Below are 256 nucleotides of genomic sequence, written 5' to 3'. Positions count from 1 at the left end.
ATCTTGCCGAAGTACTTTTTGACTTCGTCTTCGGAAGGTTGGCCTTCCTCTTCACCGGCCAGTTTCTCAACGGCAGCGGCTTTTACTTCGCCAAGCCGCTCGTAGCGGGCCATCTTGTCACGGATGCCGTAGGCTTCCTCGATAGCACCGGCAAAGTCGGCCTTGATGGCATTCAGCAGCTCGGTGTTCTCGGCGGCCGGCTGCCAGTCCCAACGGGGCTTGCCGATTTCAGCAGCAAATTCCTTGATGGCGGTAA

The 256-nt window shown here is 57.4% G+C and carries 1 pseudogene; it reads right to left on the bottom strand.

Annotated elements, in window-relative coordinates:
- A pseudogene (locus tag B2W52_RS18060) lies at positions 1-256 on the bottom strand (polyribonucleotide nucleotidyltransferase); the annotation flags it as partial.

It is taken from the genome of Marinobacter sp. UBA2498, from assembly GCF_002341575.1.
Lineage (GTDB): Bacteria > Pseudomonadota > Gammaproteobacteria > Pseudomonadales > Oleiphilaceae > Marinobacter > Marinobacter manganoxydans.
Note: the sequence above shows the minus strand (reverse complement) of the source record. Positions and strands in the feature narration are given on the sequence as shown.